Source organism: Halobacillus halophilus, assembly GCF_020171985.1.
GTDB lineage: Bacteria > Bacillota > Bacilli > Bacillales > Halobacillaceae > Halobacillus > Halobacillus halophilus_A.
On the sequence record NZ_JAIVAL010000003.1, the window covers coordinates 1 to 24936 of the forward strand.

At 42.1% G+C, this 24936-nt stretch carries 28 protein-coding genes; 4 read left to right on the plus strand and 24 right to left on the minus strand.

Features of this window, described 5'->3' with window-relative positions:
* Positions 1-544 precede the first annotated feature (544 nt).
* From LCM11_RS06780 to LCM11_RS06845, 14 genes are all read right to left on the minus strand, one after another.
* Positions 545-2281 carry a carbon starvation protein A gene (locus tag LCM11_RS06780; protein WP_224893493.1) on the minus strand — a complete coding sequence of 579 codons (1737 nt, stop codon included), beginning with the start codon at positions 2279-2281 and terminating at the stop codon, positions 545-547.
* 250 nt (positions 2282-2531) lie between these two features.
* A complete protein-coding gene (gvpU, locus tag LCM11_RS06785; RefSeq protein WP_224893494.1) occupies positions 2532-2897 on the minus strand; it encodes a gas vesicle accessory protein GvpU in 366 nt (121 codons plus the stop codon).
* 24 nt (positions 2898-2921) lie between these two features.
* Complete coding sequence (locus LCM11_RS06790) at positions 2922-4247, minus strand: hypothetical protein (RefSeq protein WP_224893495.1); 1326 nt, start codon at positions 4245-4247, stop codon at positions 2922-2924.
* A 14-nt stretch (positions 4248-4261) separates the two neighbouring features.
* Positions 4262-4576, minus strand: coding sequence for a gas vesicle protein (locus LCM11_RS06795; protein WP_224893496.1), 315 nt, complete (start codon positions 4574-4576; stop codon positions 4262-4264).
* Between the two features lie 18 nt (positions 4577-4594).
* The gene (locus tag LCM11_RS06800; RefSeq protein ID WP_014644360.1) at positions 4595-4894 is read right to left on the minus strand and encodes a gas vesicle protein K; all 300 of its coding nucleotides are present in this window, start codon (positions 4892-4894) and stop codon (positions 4595-4597) included.
* Positions 4875-5135 carry a gas vesicle protein gene (locus LCM11_RS06805; RefSeq protein ID WP_014644361.1) on the minus strand — a complete coding sequence of 87 codons (261 nt, stop codon included), beginning with the start codon at positions 5133-5135 and terminating at the stop codon, positions 4875-4877. Before LCM11_RS06805 ends, LCM11_RS06800 begins: the two co-directional genes overlap by 20 nt.
* 3 nt (positions 5136-5138) lie before the next feature.
* Entirely contained in the window at positions 5139-5951 is an 813-nt protein-coding gene (locus tag LCM11_RS06810) for a GvpL/GvpF family gas vesicle protein (RefSeq protein WP_224893497.1), read from the minus strand.
* An 18-nt stretch (positions 5952-5969) separates the two neighbouring features.
* A complete protein-coding gene (locus LCM11_RS06815) occupies positions 5970-6224 on the minus strand; it encodes a gas vesicle protein GvpG (protein WP_224893498.1) in 255 nt (84 codons plus the stop codon).
* Positions 6221-6985, minus strand: coding sequence for a GvpL/GvpF family gas vesicle protein (locus LCM11_RS06820; RefSeq protein WP_224893499.1), 765 nt, complete (start codon positions 6983-6985; stop codon positions 6221-6223). Before LCM11_RS06820 ends, LCM11_RS06815 begins: the two co-directional genes overlap by 4 nt.
* 14 nt (positions 6986-6999) lie before the next feature.
* Entirely contained in the window at positions 7000-7908 is a 909-nt protein-coding gene (gene gvpN / locus LCM11_RS06825) for a gas vesicle protein GvpN (RefSeq protein ID WP_224893500.1), read from the minus strand.
* Positions 7909-7925: 17 nt separating this feature from the next.
* Complete coding sequence (gene gvpO, locus LCM11_RS06830) at positions 7926-8192, minus strand: gas vesicle protein GvpO (RefSeq protein WP_224893501.1); 267 nt, start codon at positions 8190-8192, stop codon at positions 7926-7928.
* Between the two features lie 67 nt (positions 8193-8259).
* On the minus strand, positions 8260-8562 hold the full coding sequence (gene gvpA, locus LCM11_RS06835; protein WP_014644367.1) for a gas vesicle structural protein GvpA: 303 nt from the start codon (positions 8560-8562) through the stop codon (positions 8260-8262).
* Between the two features lie 20 nt (positions 8563-8582).
* Entirely contained in the window at positions 8583-9326 is a 744-nt protein-coding gene (gvpQ, locus tag LCM11_RS06840; RefSeq protein WP_224893502.1) for a gas vesicle protein GvpQ, read from the minus strand.
* Positions 9327-9632: 306 nt separating this feature from the next.
* Positions 9633-10391 (minus strand): fumarylacetoacetate hydrolase family protein, encoded by a 759-nt coding sequence (locus LCM11_RS06845; RefSeq protein WP_224893503.1) that lies wholly within the window; start codon positions 10389-10391, stop codon positions 9633-9635.
* Positions 10392-10604: 213 nt separating this feature from the next.
* On the opposite strand from LCM11_RS06845, the gene LCM11_RS06850 reads away from it, so the two are divergent.
* A complete protein-coding gene (locus LCM11_RS06850; RefSeq protein WP_224893504.1) occupies positions 10605-11702 on the plus strand; it encodes an acyltransferase family protein in 1098 nt (365 codons plus the stop codon).
* Between the two features lie 42 nt (positions 11703-11744).
* On the opposite strand, the gene LCM11_RS06855 is transcribed toward LCM11_RS06850, so the two are convergent.
* From LCM11_RS06855 to LCM11_RS06865, 3 genes are read right to left on the minus strand one after another with little or no spacing between them, the layout of a single operon-like run.
* A complete protein-coding gene (locus LCM11_RS06855; RefSeq protein WP_224893505.1) occupies positions 11745-11942 on the minus strand; it encodes a hypothetical protein in 198 nt (65 codons plus the stop codon).
* Positions 11943-11959: 17 nt separating this feature from the next.
* Positions 11960-12562 carry a pyroglutamyl-peptidase I gene (locus tag LCM11_RS06860; RefSeq protein WP_224893506.1) on the minus strand — a complete coding sequence of 201 codons (603 nt, stop codon included), beginning with the start codon at positions 12560-12562 and terminating at the stop codon, positions 11960-11962.
* 20 nt (positions 12563-12582) lie between these two features.
* Positions 12583-12846, minus strand: coding sequence for a DUF3899 domain-containing protein (locus LCM11_RS06865; RefSeq protein WP_224893825.1), 264 nt, complete (start codon positions 12844-12846; stop codon positions 12583-12585).
* Positions 12847-13211: 365 nt separating this feature from the next.
* Between LCM11_RS06865 and LCM11_RS06870 the strand changes: the two genes are divergently transcribed.
* On the plus strand, positions 13212-14075 hold the full coding sequence (locus tag LCM11_RS06870; protein ID WP_224893507.1) for an STAS domain-containing protein: 864 nt from the start codon (positions 13212-13214) through the stop codon (positions 14073-14075).
* Positions 14076-14165: 90 nt separating this feature from the next.
* On the opposite strand, the gene LCM11_RS06875 is transcribed toward LCM11_RS06870, so the two are convergent.
* From LCM11_RS06875 to LCM11_RS06905, 7 genes are all read right to left on the minus strand, one after another.
* A complete protein-coding gene (locus LCM11_RS06875; protein WP_224893508.1) occupies positions 14166-16337 on the minus strand; it encodes an FUSC family protein in 2172 nt (723 codons plus the stop codon).
* Positions 16338-16520: 183 nt separating this feature from the next.
* Positions 16521-17387, minus strand: a complete 867-nt coding sequence (locus tag LCM11_RS06880) for a MurR/RpiR family transcriptional regulator (RefSeq protein ID WP_224893509.1) — start codon at positions 17385-17387, stop codon at positions 16521-16523.
* Positions 17388-17401: 14 nt separating this feature from the next.
* Entirely contained in the window at positions 17402-18241 is an 840-nt protein-coding gene (locus tag LCM11_RS06885) for a carbohydrate ABC transporter permease (RefSeq protein WP_224893510.1), read from the minus strand.
* An 18-nt stretch (positions 18242-18259) separates the two neighbouring features.
* A complete protein-coding gene (locus LCM11_RS06890) occupies positions 18260-19153 on the minus strand; it encodes a carbohydrate ABC transporter permease (protein ID WP_224893511.1) in 894 nt (297 codons plus the stop codon).
* Positions 19154-19235: 82 nt separating this feature from the next.
* Entirely contained in the window at positions 19236-20606 is a 1371-nt protein-coding gene (locus LCM11_RS06895; RefSeq protein ID WP_224893512.1) for an extracellular solute-binding protein, read from the minus strand.
* A 58-nt stretch (positions 20607-20664) separates the two neighbouring features.
* On the minus strand, positions 20665-21573 hold the full coding sequence (gene murQ / locus LCM11_RS06900) for an N-acetylmuramic acid 6-phosphate etherase (RefSeq protein WP_224893513.1): 909 nt from the start codon (positions 21571-21573) through the stop codon (positions 20665-20667).
* Positions 21574-21592: 19 nt separating this feature from the next.
* Entirely contained in the window at positions 21593-22534 is a 942-nt protein-coding gene (locus tag LCM11_RS06905; RefSeq protein ID WP_224893514.1) for an N-acetylglucosamine kinase, read from the minus strand.
* Between the two features lie 251 nt (positions 22535-22785).
* Here LCM11_RS06905 and LCM11_RS06910 point away from each other — a divergent pair, with 251 nt between their 5' ends.
* Positions 22786-23316, plus strand: coding sequence for a YceI family protein (locus LCM11_RS06910; protein WP_224893515.1), 531 nt, complete (start codon positions 22786-22788; stop codon positions 23314-23316).
* A 132-nt stretch (positions 23317-23448) separates the two neighbouring features.
* Positions 23449-24846, plus strand: a complete 1398-nt coding sequence (locus tag LCM11_RS06915; RefSeq protein WP_224893516.1) for a hypothetical protein — start codon at positions 23449-23451, stop codon at positions 24844-24846.
* Positions 24847-24936: the final 90 nt, after the last annotated feature.

The following is a 24936-nucleotide window of genomic DNA, read 5'->3' on the forward strand; positions in this document are numbered from 1 at the left end:
GATCATGTTCATCCCGCAGAAGTCTTCATCGTCCCCCTCCGGACCTTGCGAAATAGGGAGCTCGAAATCATGTTTGAAACGTCCAGCCTTATGACTCAGATAAACGTATAACAATTAGCCTATACGTGTAGATAATCACTGCTATAGAAGCTTTTGAGGCGGATCAAGCATCTCCCTACCGCTTATAGAAGGGTCCGTTCACCTTTCCATCATAGGGTGGCGAAGGAAACGACGAGACTCCCGCACGGGAGAAGGAGCTAGGCGAGACCCCACAGAGAGTGATAACGACTGAGGAGGCTTGTTGTTAAAGGAGGATCGACTAAAGTCGCCACGTCCTGTGGCAACGTCGATCGACCCTACGTCTAGTAGGGCCGCAGGAAAGCGAGTTGTTTCCGTAGCCAGCCCCTCTCTAAATCAGCAACGGACCTAAGATATCTCGAAACTGGATCTTCAACTAATCTGCCCTTATGTTTAATAACCACCTCTTTATTTTCATGCACTTTAGAAATAAGAAAGTCGCACGCTGGACGTGCGACTCTTATTTTTACGCACTCTTTTGTACAGAGTCGCGATCATTCTTGAATATAGCTGAGGCAGCTGTTAAGAGAATCCAGAAAGTGAAGACAAGTATGATGGCTCCAAACGTAAACAGCATCCAGTCACTGCCTTCAGCCCATGGCGCCCATTCTCCAAGTACCTGAGTAATCATAGCCCATAAAGTCATGAACATGAGGAAAACCATCGGGATCATGGTTGGCCAGTAGCTTCGTCCCAGACGCTTCAGCCAAATGGATACGAGCAGTAAACTAATACCGGCAAGCAGCTGGTTAGAAGTACCAAATAATGGCCATAGCAGATAGCCGCCGGAACCAAACCCTTTAGGTCCCTGAGGAATCAAAGTCAGGGCTGCACTGGAAACTACGGCAACAGTAGTAGCTACATGCGTTTTCGTAAGAGGAGTTATCTTATATTCCGTTCCAAGTTCTGCAATAATATAACGCATTAACCGGACAGACGAGTCCAGCGTGGTTGCTGCGAAGCTAACCACAATAACGGAAACTATCGTTGAAGCGACTGCAACAGGAATTCCAAGACCCGCAGCGAGCTGACCCGCTCCCTGAATAAACACACCCAGTCCAGCACTGCTTGCAGCCGTGAAACTACTGTAAGTTGCTGTAAACTCTCCGGCTGTCGGGAAGAACGTAACCACAGCTATAATAGCAACTAGCGCGAGCGCCCCTTCTCCTACGGACCCTAAGTAACCTACAAATCTGGCATCCTTTTCATTGTCCAACTGTTTGGATGAAGTACCGGATGATACCAGTCCGTGGAAACCAGAAATTGCTCCACACGCAATCGTAATGAACAGCAGAGGAAACCATGATGTCTCTGCTGTCGAATTCGTCACCGGTGCTGTAATCTCAGGGTTCGTGAAAAGTAGTCCTAAATACAATAAACCAAGCCCGACAATCAGCTGGTGAGAGTTAATGTAATCACGCGGTTGAAGCAGTTTCCACACAGGAAGAGTCGAAGCAATATAAACATAAGCCATTAACACAACAATCCATACGAAAAAGGCCATGGATGTGGCACTAAGTCCAAAGGCCGACGATGCCCCTTCGCCCCCGAAATACTTCACTAAATCAATTTGCAATACAGGAACATAGCTTGCCACAATAGCTGCCAAGTACATAACGGCAAGCGCTACAATGGACGGAAGCAGCATATTCCCTTTTTTCTTATACACGCTGTAGCCGATCCAAATAGCCAGTGGAATTTGAATAAATACAGATAGTACGCTTGCCGGGAATGAAATAAACAAGTTGGCAATAACCCAGGCAAACACAGCGTTAACCATCAGTACTAATAATAGAATTATAAATAAAAACAGCACTTTCGCTTTTTGACCGATCAACTTGCTCGCCAGGGTACCTACTGATTGTCCCTTATTTCTCACCGATAATACTAACGTACCAAAATCGTGGACTCCCGCTGCAAAGACAGTACCAAGCAGTACCCACAGAACTGCAGGAAGCCAGCCCCAATATACGGCAATAGCTGGACCAACAATTGGCGCAGCACCTGCAACAGATGTAAAATGATGCCCCCAGAGAACAAATTTATTGGTCGGCACAAAATCGACCCCATCCTTATATTGATGGGCTGGTGTTACATAGTTCGGATCCAGCTTATAAATTTTCTCAGCAATAAATTTCGAATAATACCTGTAGCCGAGAATAAAAACAATACCCCCAACTACCGCAAGCCAAATACCACTCACAATACTCCTCCTCCTTTATGTATGCGTTTCCATACTTCTGATATTATACTACAATTTTTTCCTATTCATCAACGCTGTTGACTGATTTATCAAAAAATTCAGCCGAATGTAGGAGGGTATTGTCGATTGGAACTCTTAAAAAGGTTAGATAAATAGGAAGGGCGACTTAAATGCTTGGGAAACAGAAAATACCATAAAAAAGCTTACAGTCTCCATTTGAATAAGAGCCTGTAAGCTAATTTATACCTAACTATTCTGATGCAATACGGCCCAGGAAGAAGCCGTCAACTTGATCCATTCTTCCGCGCCAGAAGAACTGACCTTCAGCGGGAGTAGGGCTTGAATCCCCATTATAAACTTGAGCATTTTTAAGATGAATATAGCTTACATCTTCTTGATTTTGATCCTCAGCATTCTGGCTTGCCTGGGAGAGCTTTTCACTAATTTGTTTTGAAACATCATTTCCCCCTTCAAAAGATTGACTGGCGGAATCGAGATATTTTTGAGCTGATACTGTTGTCCCCGTTACTAAAGCACCGTTAATGTTCAGCGTGATATCCAGGGAAAAACCGTGTTGGTTGGCAGCTTTTACATAAGTCATGAGTAAATCGTCCATATTATCTTCTCCCTTCTATTATTACTACTTTTCATTAGTAGTATCATCATTGGTTGATAGTGATGTTTTGTGCTTATTATTCTTGGAATCTTTGTTTCCATTATTCCGTTCTTGGGAAGCTGCTACTTCTTCATGTGAAGAGTTTGCAATCTTCTCCTGGGTGTCTGAAGGCTGTGTTTCACTGTCAGCAGAATTTTCTTCTTGCTGTTTGCTGCCTCCAGAATTGCTAGACTGTTGGTTCTGTTTTGAAGAATTATTGTCTGGCTCAAACTGCTTAATTCCTGAAGAATTGCTTGCTTGGTTTTTGTTTTCTTGAGAATCATCTTTTGCCTGTTGTTGGTTATCCTCTGACCTGTTACTTGATTGCTGTGCTTCATTAGACGGAGTGGAATTGTTCTGCTCGTCCTGCTCTACTCTATTTTGAGAGCTGTCGGATTGCTGGCTGGTTTCTTCAGCTTTTCCGCTTGGCTGCTGCTGGTTATCCTCTGACGTGTTACTTGACTGCTGTGCTTCATTAGACGAAGCGGAATTGTTCTGCTCGTCCTGCTCCCCTCTATTTTGAGAGCTGTCGGATTGCCGGCTGGATTGGTCAGCGGTTCCGCCTGGTTGCTGTTGCGTTTCTTCTGACGTGTTGCTTGACTGCTGTGCTTCGCTAGACGGAGCAGAGTTGTTCTGCTCTCTTCTACTTTGAGAGCTGTTGTATTGCTGGTTGGATTGACCAGCGTTCCCGTTTGGTTGCTGCTGAGTTTCTTCTGAGGTGTTGCTTGAATGATTCTGCTCATTATTATCCTGGGAACCACTGTCTGATTGTTGTTGATTCTCAATAGGATTGGTATTGATTAATGTCGTTTTGGAGCTTCCTTTTGCATCATCATTCTCAGATCTTCTAAATCTGCTTGCAACATCGCTGGTCCTTTCTTTCGTTTTATCTCTAAAACTCTTAAAGCTAGAACCTGCTTTAGAACTTGCTTCACTCACCTTCGTACTAGCACTTGAAGTAGCTTCTCCTACTCTACTACCGGCTTCACTAATTTTAGACCCAGCTATTGTACCTGCTTTACTAACTTTTGAACCAGCTTTACTTACGTTCTCCTTCAAAAAGGCTCGTTTACTTCTTCCTTCTTCTTCTTGATCACTTGAATGATGATTGTCCGCTTCTGAGTTAGCGTTTTGCTTCTCAGAGTTATTCTCATCATCAGAAGATTTTAGTTTCTTAGCCGTCGTCATTAACCCGGCTGCCAAACCTATGGCGCTTCCAATGACGGCTCTTGATGTTTTACTGTTTACGTCAAATTTTGACTTCTTTGCACGGTCATCTTCATTCTGGAGACTGGTTTTTTTATCACTCATGATTTGTCCTCCTTTTAATATCGACTGTTATGGCTCATATTTTTTTCTAACTGTTCTAAACGCTTGGAAAGCTGTTCGTTTTCTTTTTCTAATTCCTTGGTGTTTTGCTCAGCTGCTTTGGAGCTTAGGAATGGATCTGTTTCCCACCAGTCCATACCGATTTCTTTTGCTTTATCTACAGAAGCAACAATCAGTCGAATTTTGATGGTCAATAATTCTACATCCGCTATACCGACTCTAATATCACCTGCAATTACAACACCCTTATCTAAGACCGTTTCCAGTACATCTACGATACTATTAGACTGTGTGGACTGTTCGATAGCCATGGGTTGAACCTCCTTTTATTACAATAAGTTTCCTAATGGACCCAGATCGATGTTCAAATCCTCATCTTCTAATTCGAAAATATCTTTAAGTTCATCCATTTTCACTTCCAGATTCATGAGGGCTACCCCTAATTTCTCAATTTCTTCTTCCGTTAGGGTGCCGCCATCCACCCTTCTTATAGCATGGCGTTCCACAAGCTGGCGCAGTAATTCTATAACCGTTAAAACCAGCTGGGCGAGACCTTGTTCTGCCCCTTCTGGATCTAATTCAATCCGCCCGCTTTTAACCGGCTGATGCTCAAGATCGCTCTGTGACATATTCGAGTGCCTCCTTTTCTTCATCCATTCGTTCAGAGGAAATGGATTTTGCTCCTTGCTGGTTCGATTGCACCAAGGTTTCTACGGCTGAAATCAATACTCGTAAATCCAGATAGACGAGATCAATCCCGGCAATGGAAATAACTAAATCTCCTTTAATAGCCACACCTTTATCCAGAACGGTATCCAGGATATCAATCAGAGAAATATCTTTATTTTCATATTGCTCTCTTTCACTCATCACTTAGACCTCGCTTTTTGAGAGATTGACAAAATGGTAAGCCGGCCACGGACCGGTCACTTCGAATTTCCAGCCGGCATGCTGGTGCTCGTTGTTTGCTGTTGTCACTTCTTCTAAAAAGCCCTCCACCTGATCTAAAGGAAGTAGAAAAGCGCTGTTCCAGCACATCTCTTCGTCTTTACCTGTGACATCTTTATTCCACGTCTTTTTCACCACATCCTGATCACAATACGTGCTCAATTTATCGTGAAAGCTTTTAGAAAAAGAATTTAGTTCTTTTTCTACTTGTTCATCTACCAGCTGGTCCAGCTTTTTACGCTGCAAGTACTGTTTTCCCTTAGACATACTTTCAATTTCTTCTTTTTTCTCTTTTATCGTTAAATCATGCTCGGCTACTTTCTCTCTTAAAGAAGGCCGATCACAATAAATTTTCAAGTTCCATTCTTCTTTTCCTTTAAGATTATCAAGTAATTGAACCCAGTCTCCTGCGTAGGTACTCACCATATCTTCGAGACTATTTTCGCTTTGATAGATCGTACAAAACTTCATGGGAATAATCGTTGTCCGCTCTCGCAATTTGATTAATGTCTCGTGATGATGAAAAGCTTTATCTTTCACCCATTCCATATCCTTCGTTTTTTCTTCAAGGACTTTCTCGCCATAATTTTTCTCCTCAACACGGCAAATTACGGTCGCACATTGATCAAAATTGATCGTATGAAGCACGTGCTCGCCATCGATACCTATCAAATCGGAAAAAGGCTGCTCTTCTTTTTGATGAGGTATAATGCCATATAAATAAATTAGTTCGCTCATCTCTCAAACTCTCCAATCCTATCGCCGTTTCGTCATTTCCTCCCATTGCTCAAGCTCCATTCTCTTGGCAATTTCATATCGCTCGAGCAATTCCTCTTCCTGTGCTTCGTAAACGTCCTGTGAGATCTCATCCAGTTCATACATCATCTGAAGATTGACAAGCTTCTTCTGAATATGATCCAGGTCATACATTTCTTTATCCACTTCTTCCTTAACGTGCTCGCCGACTTTAACAATCAAATCAATCGGGGAAGTGAATAGTTTATGAATCATGACGTTTCCTCCACTTTCAATTTAATATTTATGAAATTATAAGCAGGCCACGGCCCCGTATATTTAAATTCCATTCGGTCTTTCCAGCGTTCATGAAGTTCATTTACTTTTTCATCAAACGCTTTTTCTTTGTCACGATCAATCAAATAAGCACCATTTAACAACATCCTTTCTCCAACCGTTTCGTTAGATTTCGAGGATACAGACAACCTTACAAGCGGGGTATGAATCTCTTTTTCAATTTCTGTTTTTAAGTTGTTAAAGAAATCCTGGGCCATTTCACCGAGTTTAATCCGGTCAAAATAACCAGCGGCTTCCGATTTACTCGAGACCGTTTCTTTTTGCTTCATTACTTTGTTACTTTTATTAACTTGGTCTTCGAGCCATTCTTTTCTCCCCACCACTTTTAGCCCGATTTCGATTTTGTTTTCAACTTCAGGAAAGAGGCGGGCTAACTGAGGATATAAATTTTCAAGAAGGACTTCTGTATCTTCCCGGGTCTGGAATACGTTTCCGAAACTAATGGGTACCACAGAGGATTCACTTTCCATCACCCGGGAAATAACATTTTGGTGAGTCATTAAATGATCTTTTTTCGGAGTGTATATTTTCACCGGTGCTTCAGCGGCTACCATCGCAGCATCTTTATAATGGATGGTAAAAATAGAACGCTCTTCACCTTCAAATTCAATAGTGCCAAAATCTTTTTCTTCGTTTGTTTGAATGCAGCAAAATACATAAATACCTAATTCTTCAGCCATATCTTCTATGCCTCCTACACCTTTTTACATGCCTCTATAATTTTTTCCTGGAGAGCTTCTTCTTGGTCGTCCGTGCATAAATCCAAGGTGAAGTATGTGATATCAAGACAAAGCTCCTGAAACTCTTGATCATTTCCATCAATCGTCAGTTGATATCGTTTTGCTACATCCGCGATCATGATCGATGCACGTAAACTTAAAGACGAATCACGGTTGTTACATAAGCTTTTTACCCGATGGACAAAACCTACGATGGCTTTTGCTTTGTCCTGATCAATATTCGTCCGTTCAGCCACGATAGTGGTTTCTGCTTCTTGATCCAGTGATTTCAAAGGCAGCGATATCATACGATCCAGAAGGGCGTCCTGTGTTTGATACACACCGACATATTCAGCTGGGTTACTGGTGAAAATGATGGAAAAATCCGGGTGAACTCTTATATGGGAATCCTTCCGCTTCGTTCCATATAGGGGTAGGATTTTTTCTTCCAAAACGGATAAAAATAGGTTGTTAACTTCCGGCTGGGACCTTGTAAATTCATCATAAACAACGGTGTACCCGTTTTTTACAGCTTCATATAAACGGCCTGAAACCCATCCTTCCGTAATGTTTTCCTCAACTTTTCTTACGGTCCGCACATAATTATCGTTTACTTTTTTACGATTGTAGCCTTTAAACGCTCCAATTAATTCAGCGTTTGATAAACTCTTATTTCCACTGATTAACACGACAGGACGTTTTCTGGTTTTAGCGATATGAAGAGCCAGCGTCGTCTTTCCGATTCCTGTCGGCCCCGTAAAGTGAACTGGATAACCTAACGATAAATACCGCTGTGAACGCTTAATCAAATTTTGAAAGAAGGGATGGGCGTAAACGCCTTGATCTTCTTGGGGTTCAGCTTTTGTTTCCGTTAACTTTGTCATTTCCACCCCTCCGTTTCTTAATGTTCTACTTCAATTTTCTCTTCTAAATCACTGCGGTAACGTAAGCTTATTCGGGAAAAACCGGTTACTTCATGGTTGTTATCTAAAAACACTTCATAAAGTCCAATCATTTGATCATTAGCGTACTTTTTCATATATTCTTTTTCTTCAATTATTTCAACTAATGCTCTCCAACCATCATCCTGCTTCTTAGCAGAAATAATTTTGTGAGGAGGAGCGATATTCTGATTGAAAAATTGAGTAACGTTGTCTAACAGTTTCATATGGATTGTCCCGCCTTTCTACTGAATAGATAGAGAAGGGGTTGGTAAAAACCAACCCTCCACTACTTTAAATGCTAAATTCGCCTCGTTCATTAGATTCCTCAGAATCTTGAGATTGAGAGCCCAGACGCTGCTCTGCAAGACGGCCACCAATACCTTCTTCTTCTACTTCATCGCGAAGAAGACCTACGGCTTCTGCATAACGGAGCCAAGTATCCACACTTGCGATAACCACTCTTGCTTCTACCGTGATTAGTTCAATACCGACGACAGATACACGGGCAAACGCATCAATTACAATCCCTTTATCAAGAATACGGTCTACTACCTCTGCGAGACTTGAACTATCTGTTGATTTTTGTATAGCCATTTTCATTCTCCTTTCAAATTTTATCCATGATATGTTTTGATATCTTCAATTCCCTTCACATCTTTAGGACCTTTGACGTTGGGAGCACTCTTAATGTTATTCAGCCCCTTAGCATCTGTTGGCCCCTTAATGCTGTTGGAACTTTTGAGCTCATTCACACCTTTTAGATCGGTGGAGCTTTTTACCTGAGGAGCACTTTTCATTTGACTGAGCCCCTTTATATTAGAGGGACCTTTAAGCTTGGAAGAGCTCCTGACGTTCGATATCCCTTTAATGCTTTCTACACCCTTAGTTCTTCTGTCAGAGTTTCGAGAGCGTTGGCTTTCTCTAATCTTTTCTTGAAGTTCTTCGCCAGACTCTCTTACAGAAGCAATCTTTTCACGGAGCTGCAAGAGTTTTTCCTGGAGCTTTTTCTCTGCTTCATCAGCTCTTTCATGAACTTTATTAGCATTTTCCTGCTTCTTCTCTTCGAGATTAGTTCTTAATTGTTCAATTTCTCTTCGCAGTTGTTCCTTATATTGCTGGGCTAAATAGTCACTGGCTTCATCCTGCGCTTCTTCCGTAACTTCCTGGGAAGCTTCCTGGATTTCATCAGTGGCTTCATCCGCAAATTCAAAAGGGTGCTCTGTTCTTCTTTTGAGTTCAGAGACACTTGGAACTTTTTCACGAAAACTTTTTGCTTTCTCCTTAACACCTCCTCCAAGATCGTTAAGGAGGGAATCGTCGTTAGAAGATTGCTCTTTATTAGGTTTTTCTTCGCTCACTTCCATCAACTCTTTTCCTTTATTTAACTATCGACTAACAAATATTGTGCTATTTTTTATCCTTAGTTCCCATGAGAGCTATATTGAAACCTTATAAAAAGGGATATAAGCAAAAAATGGTTAATTTTTCATTAATTATTACAGAGGATTCCAACTTTTACCTCAGTAATTCCAAGGGGTTAGAAGGCTTATTGATTCATATATTACATTTTTTACATTTTAATTATATAAAGATAGTTTTTTGGAGAGGCAGCTTATATTTTTGTAGAAAAAAAGAGTCTTGCGAGAAAGCTCGCAAGACTCTTTTTATTTATTTACATAATTACGTAATTTTCCTATACCTTCGATTTCAATTTCTAATTCGTCTCCAGGAGAAAGCGGTCCAACTCCTGATGGCGTTCCGGTCATAAGCACATCCCCTGGCTTTAACGTCATCACCTTAGTAACCTGTACAAGGATCTCTTCTACACTATGGATCAAATCACTTGTACTAGAATCCTGCTTCACTTCTCCATTCAATGTAAGTTTGATCCGAGTATTTCCCGGGTCAAGGTCGGTTTCAATCACTGGTCCGAGCGGTTTAAAAGTAGGATAAGACTTGGCCCGGGTGTACTGACCATCTTTCTTTTGCAAATAACGGTCGGAAACATCATTCCCACATGTGTACCCAAGCACATAAGATAAAGCTTCTTCTTTGGTTACATCCTTCGCTTCTTTCCCTATTACTACAGCCAATTCGGCTTCGTAATCAATCCGGTGATCTTCTGTTGGAAGGGTAATCCCATCATTATGACCAATGACGGCTGTCGGCGACAGCATAAACATCATGGGCTCTTCAGGAAGAGGCTTCCCCTGTTCTTCAGCGTGAAGGGCATAATTCAGACCTATAGCTATAAGCTGGCCCGGTTCAGCAGGAGCCAATACTTCCACTTCGTCCAGCGAATCGGTAGCGGATAACTTTTGAACAGGGCCTTCTATGTAATTGCCATCCAGTCGGGTGATTGTCTCGTTTTCGAGCACCCCATAATAAATTGAATCTTCTTTACGATAACGGATATACTTCATCGGAAAACTCCCCTCTTTAGTAATGACTCTATTATAAATCAACATCCCAGGCTAATCCTACCAAAACCTTCCACCTCAGGTCATCCATATTGTGGATGACCTGAGGTGGAAATAAATCCCTGCTTTAAACTACTAAATATTATCAAATTGTTCTATCAATCTAGGTGAAATCGTAATACAATGACAGAGTATAATAAAAGGAGGCCTCAACTCTTGAAAAAAGGCTTTGTAAATGAAATTTTCTTTATCCGATTTGTTGCTTGTATGTGTGTTGTTCTTATTCATTCTATTACAATGACCCGAAGCAACCTCGACGTATCAGCTTCTACAACAAGTGTCACCTATATAATTAATATGAGCATGATGTTCGCCACCCCGGTCTTCGTCATGATTTCGGAGTTTTTGCTATCTTACTCTTATCCTGATCGCCTCCCGAAATCATTTTGGAAGAAAAGAATACTATATATTCTGGTTCCTTACCTCGTGCTCGCAGCCGTTTACTCCGTGTATGCCCTTGGTCTTGATGGTTTAACATGGTCAGCCTTTGGCGAGCTGTTCTTTAAGAAAACCCTTCTTGGCGCCTGGCACGGATATTTCGTACTGATTATCTTTCAGTTTTATGCACTGCACTTTTTATTGAAGAAATCCTTTGATCGCTTTCCCCCACTATTGGTAATCGGTCTTGCTTTAATAATTAACCTTATGTATCTCGGATTTTTTAATTTTAAAGGGACGATCTCAGGGCTTGAATTTATGTGGGAGTATTATCAGCTTCCGTTTCTAGGCTGGTTTTTCTACTTCACGGTTGCTTATTACGCAGGAAAACATCTCGACGAGTTTCTTTCTTATCTGAAGAAATATAGATTATGGATTATCGGTGGAGCAGTCTTTGCCGGAATCATTCCTATCTATTTAAGAATTTCCGGTGTATTGACCTCCGTCAGCTCAAAAAGATTTGATATCATTTTCTACACGTTCCTTGTATTTTGTGTCCTCTATCTGATTGCTATGAAGTTAAATAAGGTACCGAAGCCTGTCCTTTGGGTCAGCAGCTGTTCCTACAGCATTTATCTGCTTCACCCCTTGTTTCAATATAATGCGGTCGGTTGGTTTGAGTCCATTCAGCTGCCGTCTAATATAGTCGTTTATATTTTGGCATTCTTTGCTTTAGGTGTAGCAGGCCCTATCGTTATGAGTTATCTATTTAATCTGATCCCTTTTGGGAGTTTGATTACCGGACGAATTAATATGCCGAACCTCGGCTCCTCTTCTTCCCAAAAACCTGTTGTCACGAAAGGAAAAGCATCCTAATAAAAAGGCACCCATTCCAGGGGTGCCTTTTTATATTGCATTTTAAAAACGGCTGACGCGGATTTGATCGATTTCACTTGAAAGTGGGTATTTCACACGAAACTTTCGATTAATCGCGTGAATGAGGCCATGCTTCGCCTCTTCACTTCTAATTCCACTTTCTGATATATCCTCGTGCTGGTAATTAACTTCAAAGTCAATCTGGTGGTTCTTATAGTGAATTTGTCCAGATACTACCATAAAATAGATCCTCCTTCTTACTCCAGTGTCTGAATCATTGTTTCAATACCTTCTTGCAGGGTTGATAAAGGCCATGCCGGCATTTCAGGCTCGTCCATCGCAATTTCAAAAGATGCTGGTATATGAACAAAACCTGCCGGAATCGTTTTATCCATTTGATGGAGTTCATGCAACAGCGAATACATAACATTATTACAAAGATAGGTGCCCGCTGTGTTAGATATTGAAGCGGGTATTCCTTTTTCTCTTAGACATGTAACTATATTTTTAATTGGGAGCTTAGAAAAGTAAGCATCGGCCCCCTCTTCCTGAATCGGTTCATCCTCAGGGACGTATCCATCATTATCTGGTGCCCCGTCTTTAACATTAATCGCTACCCGTTCGGGTGTAATTCTTTTACGATGAGCCGCCATTCCTAATGTGATGACAGCATCGGGATTAATATGATGATAATGAGTGAGCAGCTCTTCAGCTGAACGATTAAAGTCTACGGGCAGGACAACCCCTTTAATAGTATAGTTCCCAATCGTCCGTCCATCCAGATATTCTACGATGGATTCTGTCGGGTTGAATGCAAAATTTAAAAAAGGTTCAAAACCTGTTAATAATAATTTTTTCATGTGCAGACCGCCTTTCTTGTTTATGAGAGGACCCACAAGAGAATAACAGAATACAGGATGGATCCTCCACCTGCTCCTAAAAAGATCAACTTACAACGCTTAAGCCATACTTCTTTCCAATCTCTCCATTCGTAAGCCTCAGCAATTCTCTCATCGGCCCTCTCCTGAGCTCTCGAGCGTGGAACGATCAATGAAGAGAGCCTCTTAAAACCTCCGAAGAAAATATGAAGAAATCCCGTTTGGCCGATGTAAAAGCTGGCTAATAAAAAGAATAAGCCCCCAATAAAAGGATTCGTTGATCACTACTGCTTCACCAAGACCCATTCCCGAATGAATCAAAAACCATGCAGAAAATGAGAGTAACAATGTAATGATATAGATTTTCAAGTGGATGCTCCTCTCACGGACATTACATAGAAGGAAACCGGATTACTTATTAGACGGTAAGCAGGGTTACATGCCTACAACCAGAAGCTTCGTGGAAGCGACATATATTGACGGAGCGTGTGTGTATAAAAAGAAAATGGAACATGAATAAATCCCCTTCCCTCTTCTTACTGAAAAAGAGAAATCTATCATTTTACTGAAAGATTATTATGGTAGAATAGAATAAGGTTTTTCACCATAAGAGGTAAAGGGGAAGGTATGTATGTCCAGTCAATATAATTTAGCCTCTTCCGAATTTCACTCATTAAAGACGGTGTCTCGTAAAATGTTTGAAATCATCAGCAGGCAATTAAATGTAAATACAGCATATGTTACGAAGCGCGGCGAGAAAGCGATGACCGTTCTTAGCTCGTTTAATAGAGAGGACGAAATTATCCCTGAAGGCTATCGCGTAGAGTATGGCGGGACTTACTGCCGGCTGATTATCTCGGACGATAGGGATTATATGCACACGAATAATTTAACGAAGGATGAATTGACGCGAGAACTCGAAGTCACGTCCCAGTTGGAAGTAAAGGGTTTTCTTGGTGTCACCTTAAAAAACACGAATGGTCATGTATTCGGTACATTATGTGTGATGGATAAAGAAGAAAAGAACTTCAGTAATGAGGATGTGGAATATTTAAAATCAATGGCCGAGATTCTTTCTCATCTGATTGATTTAGATGAAACAAAATATAACATGGGATTATTAAATGTGCCCATTATTCCAATTACGAGCGGTGTTTCTATTCTGACACTGCAGGGCATTATTGATGGATACAGAGCAGATAAGATCATGGAAACAGTACTTCAGTACGGAGTTGATCACGATATCGACTCTTTTGTTATCGACTTGTCTGGACTCGTAATTGTCGATAACACCTTTCCAAGTGTGTTGATTGAGCTGGTCCGATCTTTAAAATTGATGGGAATGGAAACCATCATGACAGGGATTACGCCGGAAATTGCAAAACATGAAGTCAACAACACTCAGCTACTTCACTTAAATACTAAAACAGTGCCGAATCTTGAGTCCGCGCTTGAGTATATTGGATTTAGGCTAATAGAAAAGCAGGAAACGTAAAACCTACCTAAATAGATCAAAAGAATGAGCAGCTCCCCGGATGGGGAAGCTGCTCGTTTTGTGCATATATGGAAAAATGAATATTCTTTTTTATTTCTCTCTGTCAATTCCCAGGTGGTGACCTAGCATCAAGAGGGACTGATTAATTTTCCAAATATAGTATAAATGATGAACTAGATCACCTTGATTGTCTTGATGCCCTGGTGCGAAGCGTTCAATTTTTTCCCGTTCTTCCTGTAAATCATGCAGTGTCCCTGTCCATTCCTCAGTTTCAATCATCTCTGTTAAAACTTGAATGTTATGCGTGAATTTCTCTTCCACGGTTAAAAAAACACTGCTGACTTCTTCTGGATAGTGGAAATTCTTCTGATAGGAAGAGGCGACCAGATGCTTGGCATAGTAGTTAATGGCCGTAAAGATGGTAATCCAGCGTGGAAGTCCAGAATATTTCCTAGCCCCTGGCCCCTGAAGAACAGGTCTCGATTCATCTTCAATGGTTTGAATTTTTCCATCCAGTTCGAATGCAATATCCGCCATGTCTTTAACGCCTGTCGGCTGCTTTAAACTTTGAATATACCGCTTCACATAAGAATCAAGCTCATTTAAGTAATCCGTGAAAGCTTCCGATACCTTGTCCATGGTTTTGGTAGGATAAATGAAAGCGGAAACTCCAAGAGCGATAGCGCCTCCTGCAATCGTATCGATAACCCGGGCGCCTAACAGTTCCATACTAATTCCGCCTAGGATCAGGTCATACATAAAGGCAATCAGCATAGTAATAAACAGACTCATAATGGTGTAGGAAACCGTCAATAAGTAAAAAGCTAAAAAAATCACGGAAAATAAAAGGATCACTTCAAGTGTCGAGTTTCCAGACACAAGCGTAGCAAGGATAAAACCAATTATGGCACCAATCAGCGTTCCTACCGAGCGCTCTAACCCCTTCAAATAAGTACGGCCTACCGTCTCAGTGCCCAATTGAACAATAAAAGTAGTCAACAGTACCCAATACGGTTGAATAGGAGAGATAAGATAACCTACTATAATGGCAATCGTTCCGGCAATGAGGGATTGAATGGCTTTTTTTGTGGTGGGCTTCAGCCCCTTCTCATCTTTCTCATCTTCCTCGTCTTCTACCGTCTCCCCCTCTGAATCTGGGTGTGGAACGTCGATCGCTTGCAGGGAATACTGGATGCGGAGTGCTCCTTCTGTAACATGACTTGCAATGGCTTCTATACGGCGAAGCAAGTAAATCCACCCTTCCGGTCGGGAAGGCTGCTTGTTAAATAACTCATTTATGAATGAATTCAACGATCTAATGACATTTTCCGCTTCCGCGAGGTTTTTCTCCTTATAGTCCTGATCAAGCACCTCAGCTGCCTGCAATGTCGAAATAACCTGGACAAGCAACTTACGAAGTTCAGCCATCTCGAGCGCATCATCTTTTTTCAACTTTTGTAAACTGTCAGCGAGCGTCATAACAAACATAGCCGTATCGAACACATAGAGCTTAAGCTGTTTTGCTGTGAGACCTGGCCAGATACCTTTAATATCCTGAGCACTTAAGTCAGTGGAAACATTATTCGCGTATTCCCTCAACTTCCGAACGTTGTACTCAAGCTTTCTTCTTCGTGATTCACTCGTTTCAGGATCTTGAATAATTTCAATTAAGAGTTGAAATGTAAGGTTTGCCTGGCGATGAAAAGAACGCATACTCCGCTTGAGAAGCTGAACGGAGTCCTTGAAAATGACAAAATTATAAAGGAATGCATAGATGATTCCAATGGTGATGGCCAAATAAAATAAAGGAAATTGGGCGGGTGATAGTTTTAAGAAAGAGGAAAAATAGACTGTAAAAAACCCAATCATACCAAGCGAAAAGTATCGGCTTCCATACCTTGAGAAGTAAAAGCCACTAAAAATTATGGCAATCATTAATGCGGAAACAAGGATGGCGTTCCAGGCTAATAAGGAACCTAACGTCACGCCGCACCCAGCGGACAGCGCAAGCAGCAGTGTGGTCACTTGCTTCTTTTCTTTTGTATCATCCATTACGACCATGATTCCCATGAGACCGGCAATTCCTGAGATGATAGATGGTAAAAGCGGATCAAGACCCAGGAGGTTTAAAATAAGAGTAGTTGTAAAAACGGAGGAAATTAAACTAATGGTCGCTTTACCAGCCTGATTCAAACGTTTCCGTCCAGGATCAGAAGCTAATAACCGGCGGAGCCAATAGGACTTATATAGGAATTGCTTCACTGCAGCATCCACCTTTTCATGTTCATTGCTTATTATTTACTTCTTCTATGGTAAGGGGTTTTAGATTTCAGAACAACTATTATGTCCTGACTGAAAACCAAAAAACCCACCCGCAAATCCGCAATCAGATGAGAAGATGGGAAATTATGCAAGACCTGAGGTGGAAATTAATGGATCTAGTTGTTATTTTCCTTTCAGCTGGTTCATCACGTCTGTAATTTCATTAAAGTAGGCGGAGGCTTGCTCATACTGCTCTGTAACCAAGTTCACAAACAGGATATCAATCATATGCAGCTGGGCGAGACGCGAAGAAGTCGCACCGCTCCTGAATGGCGCTGGTATCTCCCGGGAAGCGGAAATGTACAAGGGAATATCAGCTGAATTCGTCACCGGTGACTGACCGTATCTTGTCAGGCTGATCGTTTTTGCACCTTTTTCCTTCGCGATCTCCATAACTTTGGCAGTTTCATACGTTTCACCGGAAAATGAGATGCCAAAGACAACATCCTCCTCATCCACGTTCGCAATATTCATGACCGCATTGTGAAGGTCTGTGAACGCGGATGTACTTTTGTTCATCCTCAAGAATTTCTGCTGGGCATCCTGAGCCACAATGCCAGACGCCCCCACACCAAAGAAGTGAATCCTCCGGGCGTTCTTAAGCACCTCAACCGCCCGAGCCAGCGTTTGATAATCGACCAGCTCAGTCGTTTCATTGATTGCCTGCATGCTGTTGCTTGTTACTTTTTCAACAATAGAGTCCGGCTGCTCGCCAGGCTGAATATCCCGGTATTTGGAACCGGGCTTTTTCTGTAGATCACCGGATATACGCAATTTAAGCTCCTGTAATCCTTTTAGCCCCAGAGACTTGCATAATCTCATGACCGCCGCGCTGCTGGTAGAACTTAATTCTCCCAGCTGACTGGCCGTACAATGGATCGCCTCATGGGGCTGTTCAAGTATAAACTGCGCGATTTTACGCTCAGATGGAGGTAGCTTATCCTTCATTTCGTTCAATATCACAAGCCCGCCGGTTAAAGAGTTCTTCATCCATATCACCACGCTTATCCTTTAATAGCTCCCTCAGTCATACCTTTCACAATCCTGCGCTGGAAGATGGCATAGAGAATGATAACAGGCACAATTGCAATGACAAGACTTGCAAACAGCGTTCCCCATGCATTGGTATATTGCGTCTCATTACTAATGTAATCAATGGCAAGTGCCAGCGTATAGTTCTCTTCGGATTGTAAAAATATTAACGCCATAAAGTATTCATTCCAGAATTGTATCATGTTCATGATGGTTACGGTAATAATCCCTGTTGTCGAAAGTGGTGTAATAATTTTCCACAGAATACCATAAGGGCTCATCCCATCAATGGATGCAGCTTCCTCCAATGATTTAGGGATCGTTGCCATAAAGCTGGTCATTACAAAAATACTAAAAGGAAGCTGGCTGACGGCATACACGATCGCAAGCCCGAAGATATTATCAAGTAAATTCAACTGCATCAATAAGAAAAACAATGGAATCCATCCGAGTACCATTGGAATCATCATGGCTGAAATATACAGCGTAAATAACAGCCGGTTACCCCGGAACCTCATCCTCTCCAGAGCATAAGAAGTCGGAATGGCCATAGCAAGCGTCAATAATGCTCCAAGACCAGTAACAATTAAACTATTAAACACACTGATATCGATATTATAATTGGTCCACGCGTCCACGAAGTTACCAAAATTAAATGATTCAGGCATCCCCCATGGATTAGAGTAAATTTCAGCATTGGATTTAAATGCCCCAAGAATCATCCATACGATCGGATACAAAACAGCGAGCGACCAAATAATGAGTGGAATGCGTACAAAAGATCGTGAGAAAAATCCGCCTTTACGTTTCACTATCTCTCCTCCTGCTGGTTAATATTCTACTTTCTCTCTTCTCATAAAGAACTGCATAATCAGCACGGTAATTAGAGATAAAATCAGGATCATGACACCGATTGTTGCCCCGTAGCCGAAGTTGTATTTTACGAAAGCCTGTTCATATAAGTATGACCCCATCACATGGGTGGAATTGTTCGGCCCACCCTTCGTCATAACCTGAACGATAATAAACGACCCATTCAATGTAGTAATAATAATATATAAAATGGATATTTTGATCTGCGGCCAGATCAGCGGCAAGGTTACTTTCCAAAACTGCTGCCATTCGGTTGCTCCATCAATTTCTGCAGCTTCATAGTAGCTTTTGGAGATATTTGAAATTCCACCCATCAGCATAAGCATGAATAATCCAATCCCCGCCCAAACCGAAGGCAGTACAAGACTTGGCAGCGCCCAGTCTTCACTTCCAAGCCATGGGCGCGTCCAGCTTTCAAGACCTATAAATTCCAGGCCGGAGTTCACAAGTCCAAGACTCGGATTGTAGATAAACATCCACAGAATACCGATAACCACAACCGACATAATATTCGGGAAGAAAAAGACGATGCGGTAAAAAGGGGCTTCTTTTATTTTCATCTGGGTTAACGCGACTGCAAAAAAAGTTGCTAGAATCATGATGCCAATCACTTTTGTAACCACAAGAAAATAGTCGTGAAGTATAGTTAAGGGGATAATTTCATCGTTTAACAGCCGTTTATAATTATCAAATCCGACAAACTCCGCGAGAGAAGATGCTCCCGACCACTCAAAAAAGGAGTAATACAATCCATTGAACAACGGATAGAGAGTAAAAACTGAAAACATTAAGAACGTAGGCACGAGACAAAAAGCAAGAAACAAGTTACGCTGCTTTTTCGACTGAACCATCTCTTTCACCTCTTTTCAGGATAGGTAGTAAAAATGGAATGTGGAATTGGCTTGAGCCTCCACATTCCATCCCTTCTATGACTTATTCCAAATTGCTGCGATACTCACTGGCTGCTTTTTCAGCTTCTTCTACAAACTCTTCTGCTGTTATATTACCAAGCATAAGGGAAACAAGTGAGTTACTGATTGGAGTTTCTAAGTTTGAACTCATCGGATGTGGCTTCTGATAAATTTGAACCTGATCCGGATCGTTGATCATCTTATTCGCTTCGATTAAGAACTGCGGAACCTCTTCGCTGGAAGCTAAGTCAACACCTTGAAGGTTCATAATTGCACCGGTGTGCTCAGAGAACAATTTCGCATATTCCTTTGTAAACACAAATTCCACAAATGCTTTGGCTGCTTCCGGGTTTTCCGCTTTTTCAGCGATAGCAAGCGGTCTCAGGTCCGGTACGATCGCATATGGTTCCCCTTCATCCTGCATAGGTGACGGGATGAAACCATACTGGAAGTCTTCCGGCGTATCTTTTTCCATTTCATTCGGAAGCCAGAATCCAACAGGAATGAACGCGTTATCGTGCATCAGGAAGTTCATTTGCGACTGCGTATGGTTCAAAGCGCCAAATCCAGGATCAATATAGCCCTCTTTCTGCATCTGTTCTACCTTTTTCATTACATTAAGTACTGGTTCACTCGTCCAAGCACCTTCTTCACCTTTAATCACTTTATTCAGAAGTTCGTCTCCGCCTGCAGCACCGAATGCTGGATATAACATTCCGCGTAAGAAGTAATAAGGATACTGTCCGGTGGTTACAAATGGGGCAATGTCCTCTTCTTGTTTAATCTGTCCCATCGTATCCATGAAACCTGGAAAGTCTTTCGGCACATCCCATCCTTTTTCGTCAAACCAGGCACTGTCATACCATGTTCCCCACGTATCAAAAACGAGCGGCAGACTATAAACATCGCCATCATATTTAGCCGGGTCTACAATAAAGCTTTCGTTTAACGGCGTACCGTCTTCAAGTTCGATACCGTTCATCCATTCCGTCAAATTCATTAGCTGACCATCTTCCACCATTTGAGTTTCACTGGATCCTGCACCATCAATATAGACAACATCTGGTGGATCATCGGATACCCAGCGCGAACGCATCTCTTCGTTGATATTTGGGCCCGCATGTTCCGTTATGGTTACATCAGGGTATTTCTCTTTAAAATCACCGATAACTTCCTTCCACCAGGAATCTCCATACCCTCCAACGAAATACTGAATTTCAAGCTCTCCGGAAATTTCTCCGTCTCCACCAGATTCTGAGCTTCCTTCCGAATCAGAACCTTCACTTTCACTGCTTGTGTCCTCCGACCCTGCTCCCGGAGCGCACGCTGCTAAAACTAAAACCAAAAATGCCACCAACATGAACCAGGCCGATTGTTTTCGCCAAATGGTCAATGCAAGCTCCCCCTTTTATTTGGTAAATTTATTTGAAACCCACAGTGTGGTGTTCAAATCATTCATCCTGTGTTCCCAGTGCCTGCCGCAGATGCCCTTCATTTTTATCCAGCAGGTTAAGTGCTCTTTCATAAGAAACGCCTGATTGAAGCATGATAATGGCCGGCTTCACTTGAAAGTCTGCCTCAACTAAGGCATGGTCGGCTTCTTCATAAGATGTCTGCGTGCACTCCACAATAATTCGTTTGGCCCGCTCGCGCAGCTTATGGTTACTTGCATGAACGTCGACCATTAAATTCTCATATACCTTTCCGAGATGAACCATTGTTGTGGTGCTGATCATGTTCAATATCATCTTGTGGGCGGTTGCGGCTTTCAACCGGGTCGATCCTGTCAATACTTCTGGTCCTACCACTACTTCAATGGAAGTTTCGGCAAAAGCACTAATCTCAGATAATGGATTGCACGAGAGCGATATTGTATAAGCGCCTTTCTCCCGTGCGTATTTCAAAGCTCCGATTGGATAAGGCGTACGGCCGCTTGCGGTAATCCCCACCACTACATCCAGTTCAGTAAGCTGTTTCTCTTTAAGATCCATTTCTCCCTGCTGCTCATTGTCCTCCGTATTTTCCCGGGCCCGGGAGAGCGCGCTCCCTCCACCTGCCATAACGGCTTGAACTTTGTCCGGAGGAACCATAAACGTAGGCGGACATTCAGACGCATCCAGGATCCCAAGTCTTCCACTTGTTCCTGCCCCTACGTAAAACAATCGCCCTCCTTTTTTTAAAGCTGTGGTAATATGTTTGATGGCTTCCTCCACTTGCGGAAGAACGGTTTGCACAGCTTCCGCAACGCGCTGGTCCTCATTATTCATGACCGTGAGGATTTCACCAGTCGACATCCGATCCATATGTTTTGACCGCAGATTTCGCTGCTCTGTAGTTAATAAAGCTAAAGAATCTTCCATATTTTCTTACCACCTTTCTTTACTTTGCGAGTAAACAGGCCCCGAATTCCGGCGGTCCGAAGGCTTTGCAATAAGTTCCCATCCTCCGCCTATGTAATTGTTCAATGAAATGCTGTTTTATAACCGTGGAATGTTGAAAAATAGATCCTGCTGCCGTAACCGGTGTTTCTGAGGTAAACGATGAAGATTGACGGTGTAAGCTTGCTGCATGAAGGAGCAGTTCATCCGCAGCCTCCTGCAACAGAGCAATCGCCACTTCGTCTCCTTGCTCCGATGCTGCAATTACATACTTTGCTAATCGCGCTATCTCGTGCTTTTCATGTGAGCGGCCGTACATATACGATATAAGCTGATCCGGTTGTTCCAAATGAAGACCGCTTAAAAGTAAGGACGTAATCGCCGTGTCCCGGCCACGGCCATCCACGGCTTTCGACACTTTTGACAGCGCTTTCAATGATATGTAATAACCACTGCCTTCATCGCCTATTAGATGTCCCCACCCGCCGCAGCGAATGATTTTTCCGCTATTATCCATGGCAATCGCATTGGATCCGGTACCTGCGATGACGAGCATGCCGCTCGCAGCTTCTTCAGGGAGCGCCCCTTTTAATGCAATAACACTGTCCGAGGTAACAAACAAATGGCAATTTTCAGACAAATTAAGAGGGTAAAATTTTTTTCTCAGCAACTCCGTCATAAGTTCTTCATCATCCTGCCGTCCAACGCCAGCCAGTCCGCATCCCACTCCAACGATCTGTTGTGGTGCGATCGCAAATTTCGAAAGACCCTGTCTGATTAAATTTACCAGTCTTGTTCCTGCTTCCTCAAAACCTATAATATGAGGATTCGCGCCTTTCCCTACCAGTCGTTTAGGCTCCTCCGGGAGCTTACTTTGGCCGGCTTCCATAAACAAACAGGTAGTCTTCGTACCTCCGCCATCAATCCCAATGACATAATTCATGGCCATCCCCCAAACTATTTTATGAATTCAGTATAACGTTCATGAATTTTTATGTCAATTAAACTAAACAAATTTCGATATAAAATTTTAGTTACTTTTGCGTGATTCTATATGGGGTTTTATGGATGACCTGAGGTGGAATAATGTGGAATATACTTCGCTATGTATTCTTAAATCATATATCTTGACTTCAAACTATTTTCTGCGTTACCTTTAATCGTGCAGATAAAAATCATAAGGAGGAATGCCAAATGTCAACACTAACACTAGACCAAGCACACAGTGCCATCGATTTCCAAATTAAACATATGATGGTTTCAAAAGCTAAAGGAGAATTTACTGATTTTAATATAGAGGTGAACGGTGACTTTACAGATCTTGAATCTGCTAAAATCACAGCAACCATACCTGTACAATCAATTGATACAGGAAATGAAGATCGTGATAATCACCTTCGCGCAGGCGACTTCTTTGAAGCGGAAACGTACCCGAATATGATTTTTGAAAGTAAATCTATTCAAAAAGTAGATGATGATGAATACAAAATCACTGGAGACTTTACGATTAAAGGGGTAACGAACGAAGAAACATTTAACGTAGAGTATAACGGAACGTCCAAGAGTCCTTTGGATGGCAGTACGGTAGCCGGCTTCGATGTAACCGGAAAAGTTAACCGCGAAGCGTATGGCATGACGTACAATGCTGCCATGGAAACCGGCGGCCTTATGCTAGGAAAAGATGTAAAATTTGAAGGAAACTTTGAATTCATCGTATCTGAATAATACAGGGAAAAATCCAATCCTCATGCACGAGAGGGTTGGATTTTTTTATTTATCTCTTCTGCCATAATGCCCCATCTATCTTTCCCACTCTCTTTCGTGGTAAGATAAAAGTAACGATAAGGAGGTTGATTTATGCCCTTTTCAACGGTAACGGTTAAAGAAAACAAGCAGGAAGCCCAGTTGCAAGTCCAGCGTATGGCCATCTTCAACCAATGTAAAATTGTTGAAGCTCTCAGTGATCAAGATGAAACGTACTATCTTTTTTTTCATAAAGATCAGTATTTGAATTATGCTTCCGCAAAGAAATTGACCAAGCGTTCTTATGTGAATAAAGCCTTCCAGAAAGGGATTGTATTCATACCTCCTCACCCGCTGATCGACTTTGTACTCTCCTCTCAGTCTCAGTTCAGCAAGCGAAGTTTTAATGGATTGTTTAAAAAACTCCAGAACTACTATAGTTTGCAGGAAACAGCTTTGATTGCCACCTACTTCGAATCCTTTATTAACAAAGAAAAATTATCGAACTTTATCGAAAGCCTTTTTTACAAAGAACGTCGTGACGGAAAACTACTGTCATGCTATCGAATTCTTCACATCCTTAAAGACTTCTCTCCGCATCATCGTTTAGCGGACGCTTTTTCAGGAGACCTTGATTTCAACCGATTTGATGAGCGTTACAAAAACAATGATGAAACCACGCTATCCTCCGATCCCATTTATATGGAGAAAAAATTGTATTCTTCCAAGCATCATGATCAGTCATTTCAGAAATTATCAAGAATGTATGATGAACAAGGCCGAATAAACGACTTGCTGGCCATCTCGATTCAGCAGGCTGTCCACACACAGGAGCCAGAAGCTTATGCAGCCCTGCATAAGCTGATAGACAGTCGATTCGAGGAAATAGATCGTCTCCATCTGCTTGAAGATTTGTATAAACGCGGACTGACTATTGAAACGCTGCAGCAGGATTTGCTTCATGCTTATATAGAAAATGAAAAATTCAAAGACATTATAAAATTAATTCACCAAAGCGGACTCACTTTAAGTCCTCATCAATCTGGTCAATTAGTGAAGATGGTTGGAGGAAATGAAGACGCTGCTGAAGAGTTGACCCCAGAGGAATTACAGATGCTCGTGGGGCTTTTGCTGGAGAGCGGAGATCCCGAGGCAGCTGAGATTCTGACCCGGGCGATCAGTTCCCTGCTGGATGAACATGAGATTTCATATATTAAAAAATGGGCTGAGCCGCTCAAACAACACCCCCAGGCAGAACCCATTCTGAAGAAAGTTGACTTGATGAACGATTTAATCGAGGATCCTAACCAGCAAATGAAGTTAGGCGAACTTTATCATGAATTCCGCCAGCCTCAAAAAGCCATTGAGTGTATGAGTTTTGATATGGAACTTCGCGAAGAGGACCATCGTCCGGTCCAATGGCTTGCTAAACTGTATCATGAAGTGGGCATGAAAGAAGAGCACCACGCCTACAAACAGCTGTACATTGATATGGTGAAACGTCGAGCATAGAGATTCAAGAAGCACAACACGAGACTAACAGCGTGTTGTGCTTCTTCTTTTGTCTGACATATTTATGAACAACGGACCCTCCCTAACATA